5 protein-coding genes are annotated in these 4,404 nt (G+C 65.0%); 1 reads left to right on the top strand and 4 read right to left on the bottom strand.

Going from position 1 to position 4,404, the window contains the following annotated elements; genetic code table 11:
• The first annotated feature begins 384 nt into the window (after positions 1–384).
• Entirely contained in the window at positions 385–1,401 is a 1,017-nt protein-coding gene (locus tag FJY73_14000) for a right-handed parallel beta-helix repeat-containing protein (GenBank protein MBM3321772.1), read from the top strand.
• A 74-nt stretch (positions 1,402–1,475) separates the two neighbouring features.
• On the opposite strand, the gene FJY73_14005 is transcribed toward FJY73_14000, so the two are convergent.
• The 4 genes from FJY73_14005 to FJY73_14020 all read right to left on the bottom strand — a co-directional run.
• A complete protein-coding gene (locus FJY73_14005; GenBank protein MBM3321773.1) occupies positions 1,476–2,729 on the bottom strand; it encodes a hypothetical protein in 1,254 nt (417 codons plus the stop codon).
• Positions 2,730–2,750: 21 nt separating this feature from the next.
• Entirely contained in the window at positions 2,751–2,909 is a 159-nt protein-coding gene (locus FJY73_14010) for a hypothetical protein (GenBank protein ID MBM3321774.1), read from the bottom strand.
• Between the two features lie 109 nt (positions 2,910–3,018).
• Positions 3,019–3,876 carry a ubiquinone/menaquinone biosynthesis methyltransferase gene (locus FJY73_14015; GenBank protein ID MBM3321775.1) on the bottom strand — a complete coding sequence of 286 codons (858 nt, stop codon included), beginning with the start codon at positions 3,874–3,876 and terminating at the stop codon, positions 3,019–3,021.
• Positions 3,876–4,404 (bottom strand): RtcB family protein (locus tag FJY73_14020; protein ID MBM3321776.1); only part of this gene is annotated, 529 nt, incomplete at its 5' end. The genes FJY73_14020 and FJY73_14015, both read right to left, overlap by 1 nt.

Here is a 4,404-nt window from a genome sequence, read left to right on the forward strand (position 1 = left end):
GCACGCCTCCGGTTCACCTTCCGGCCTCTTCACCAATCAAGCCGCGTGCCCAATCGACCATGAAGCGACCAAGGTGACTAACGAATTGTTTTAGAAACGATTGCGCGGGTCGTGGCACGCGCGCCCTCAGGACCATTCGGAGTGATGCCGCCATTATGACAGTCATGAGCTTGCCTCAGCGAAGAAAACAGCCGTTTTGGCGCTCGTTCGCACCAACCGGATCTCTTGACAGAGGAACCACCGAGGCCGGAGCATGGTGAGTAGTAAGTTGGAAGCTCCCGAAAGACGGGGCGGCGCGCCGCGCGGTCGCTAGGGACAATCGAACAGCCGTGGACCGGCGCGAGGAAGCGCCGGAACGCAGGAAAACAAGAGAGGGGTTCGTACATGAAGTGGTTCGCCGCGGTTCTGCTCGGTCTCCTGGGCCCGGTCTCCGCTCTCTCCGCCGTCCAGCGCGTTCCAGGGGATCACCCGACGATCCAGGCCGCCGTCGACGCGGCGGCACCCGGGGACACCGTTTGGATCGCCCCCGGGTCGTACACGGAGAACGTGTCGATCAAGTTCAAGGACGGCCTCGCCCTGATCGGTGCCGAAGGTTGGGAGAAGACGATCATCGACGGGGACGCGAAGAACTCGGTCGTGTACGCGGACTCCAACTCGGGGACTCTCGTTTTCTCCGGTCTCACGTTCAAGGGAGGAGACGCGCAGCTGAACGGAGGCGGGCTTGCCGTTCGCAAGACGGCGACCTTGGTGCGCGCATGCCGGTTCGTCGGCAATCGCGCCTACAACTCCGGCGGAGGGCTCAGCCTCCTCAACTGCCCCTCCAACATCGTCGAGAACTGCATGTTCGAGCAGAATGAATGCTTGGACGAGGCGTCCGCGGCCTCCATCGTCGGCGGGAGAGGGGTCTTCTCGGGGAACACCGTGCGGGACAACACCGGGGCGATCGCGGTCGTCCTCATCCAGTCGGGATGCGATCTGCGGAACAACGTGATCGTCCGCAACCTGTGCACCGACTTCGGAGCGATCGCGTATCAGTTCGCCTTCAACGCGGTCATAGAAGAGAACACGATCGCTCAAAATACCGGAATGGAGGGGATGGGGGCGATTATCGCGCAGCTCGGCGATCTTCGCATCGAGCGGAACATCATTTGCCACAACAAGGGCGTGGCGGGCATTTACATCGAGAGCGCCGACGGGCTCGTCCGCCACGGCGGGAACAACATCTGGAAGAACGAGGGGGGGCTCTACGTCGGGACCGAAGCGGGCCCGGGGGATCTGGCGGTCGACCCGATGTTCTGCAATCCCGACAAGGGTGATTACCGCCTCAGGAAGAAATCGCCCTGTCTCCCGACCGAGAAGCGCCCGCAGAAGATCGGCGCGCTCGGAGAAGGCTGCCCGTAAGACAGAATGGTGACAGACGCCTCTTCAAAAGATGTCCGTCACCATCTTCCCGGCACCAGGGAGCGGGGCGAGTCCTATTCCTCCGTTCGATGGAGCACGTGCCGGAAGTCGGCCGCGAAGTCGAACTCCGGATCGTTCTCCGAATCGTGGCAGTTGGTGCAGCGGTACTCCGTGATCGCGAAGAGGTACTTGAGGGCGGGGTCGCGGTCCGTATCCGTCACCGGCTCTCCGCGCGCCCATCGGACGTGATCGCTTCCGGATCCGTGACATGCCTCGCACTGCACGTTCACCATGTCCGGGGTCTTGTCGTAGGAATGGAAACCGTTGTAGAACCCGTAGCCCGTTACATGACACTTCAAGCAATTTGGATTGTAGTCTTGGTTCTCCTTGACGAGCGGTTCGAGGGCCTTCGCGTGTCCCGTCCCTTCCCATTGGCGATATTCGGCGGAATGGCACTCCGCACACGCCTCGGCGCCTAGAAAACGAATCTCGTCGAGCCGGCTCGTGGCGGGAACGACCTCCTTCCCGACCTCCTGCAGCTCGGCGTTGAAGCGCTTCACGAGCTCGGCCTGCGCGGGGTCGTCTTGGATCGAATCGTCCAGCTCCTGCGCGAACCCGCCCACCCGCTGAATCTTCTTCGTCTCGTCAAGAAGGAGCTCCACGACGCCGACGTATTTCCCCTCATCGCCCGGCATGACGAGCGGGATGTTGTTCACGAGGGAAGGCTCCCCCTTCACGTTCGCGCCGCTCCCGACGATCATGAGGTCGATGCCGCTCACGTTTCGCGCGATCCCCCTTGCCTGCAGCCATCCGGTGTGCGCGAGGCAGATGATCAGGTCGCATTTCGGCCGGAGCTCCTCCACCATCTCCCGCGCAACGATCGTCGGATCCTTGTGGATCAATCGATGCTCTCCCCTTTCGCGGTCCCACGGGATTCCGGCCATCTCGTCGAGAGGTTGCAGAAGGCCGAAGATTCCGACACGGAGCCCGCCCCATTCGAATCCGAGAAACCGCTTCGGAGAGAGGCGCTTGATGACATAAGGCTTCAGAAAACGCTCGCCGGTCTCGAAATAGAAGACGTTCGCGGAAACGAGCGGCACCCCGTTCTCCCGCGCCTGCTCGAGGAGGAAGTTCTGGCCGAGAAGCGCGTCGCTCATCCCGAAGTTGACGCAGTCGATCTTCATGAGACCGTACGACTCGAAGAGGTGCCGCGCGCGCACCTCCTCGAGCGCTCCGCGGCCGCCGATCATGTCCCCGCAATCGACGTGGAGCACCGAAGCGGTGTCGTTCGCCGCGACCGTTTGGATGTAGGCGGCCCGCCGGGCCACGCCTCCCTTTCGGCGGGACTTTCACCCGCACGGCTCGAGGCTGCCCACGACGTCGCTCGTGTAGAACACGCGGAGTTTCTTCGGGCTCTTGTCCGACGTCTCGAAGCAGCCGGCCGAGAGAAGGAAAAGAAGGAGGACCGAAAGGCACGCGAGCCCGGAAGCGATTCGACGCTTCGGCATCGTTCTCCTCATGCGCGGTTCGACTCATCGTTCGCCGCGGCCGGAGGGGTTGTCACGTCCGAGGCACCCGCCCTACACGCGGCGGGGTCCCGCGTGGAGAACAACCCTATCACGCGAACCCGCCCGCGACAACGCCCTCTCCCGCTCGCGAGCCTGCTCCATCCGGCACCGTTCCCGCCGCGATCCAGGCCGGCGAGGGCGAGAGGGGAACGATCGACACATCGACGAGCCCCGCGTCCTCCATCTCCTTGCCGAAGAGGTCCGGCGATGGGAACGCCCGCATCGAGTCGGCGAGGTAGCGGTAGGCGGCAAGAGAGGAGCACGAGCCGCCGAGGAGGGGGACGATCCGGCCGAGATAGAAGGCGACCAGCGCTCCCAGAGGTCCGCTCGAGGGAGGACCGAGCTCCAGGACGACGACCCGGCCTCCCGGCCGAACGGCGCGGGCCATCTCGAGGAGGGCGCGCGCGCGGTCGGGAACGTTGCGGATGCCGAAGGCGATCCCCGACGCGTCGAAAGAACGATCGCGAACGGGAAGCCTCTCGGCCGCGGCCTCGACGAAGAAGACACGGCCCGCCGATGGAGACCCGGTCTTTCGGCGGGCGCGCCGGAGCATCGGGCCGGAGAAATCGATGCCGAGAACCGTTCCGCCGGAAGCCGCCCGCGCCGCCTCCAGCGAGAGATCCCCGGTCCCGCAGGCTACGTCGAGAACGCGCGCCCCTCTCTCGACGCGCATCCGTCGAACCGCTTCGCGGCGCCACCCGACATCGAGGCCGAGCGAGAGAACGCGGTTCAGGAGGTCGTACCGCCCGCTGACCCGGTCGAACATCTCCCGAACAGCCGCCCGCTGGCGCTCGACGGCCGGAGCCCCCTCGGCAAGGGAGGACGAGCCGTCGGGTCGCGGATCCGGCGAGGATTCGAAGAGACCCGCGCGGCCTTCCCCGCGGACCGCGCCCTCCGGCCCCGGCATCATCCCTTGATGACCGCGAGGGGGCGAAGGCGCGCCACCTTCCGGGAAAGACCCGCGCCGTGCACCACGTTCACCACCTCGTCGATCTCCTTGTACGCCTCGGGCGCCTCCTCGACGAGCGTGCCCCTCGACCGCGCGCGGAAACGGATCCCTTCCTCCTCCAAGCTTCTCTCCAGATCGCCGAGACGAACCTCTCGCTTCGCCTCGGAGCGGCTCTTCAGGCGCCCCGCTCCGTGGCACGTGCTGCCGAACGTCTCCTCCATCGCCTTCTCGGTGCCGACCAGAACATACGAGCCCGACCGCATGTCGCCCGGGATGAGCACCGGCTGCCCGACGCGGCGGAAGGCTTCCGGGACGTCGGGGTGCCCCGCGGGGAACGAGCGAGTCGCCCCCTTCCGGTGCACGCAGAGAAGCCGCTCTTCCCGTCCAACCCTATGGGTCTCAATCTTCGCGATGTTATGGGATACGTCGTAAAGAAGACGAAGATCGGATCCCGGGAAGAGCCGCGCGAAAACCTCGCGCGAGAGG

It is taken from the genome of Candidatus Eisenbacteria bacterium (assembly GCA_016867715.1).
Classification (GTDB): Bacteria; Orphanbacterota; Orphanbacteria; order Orphanbacterales; family Orphanbacteraceae; genus VGIW01.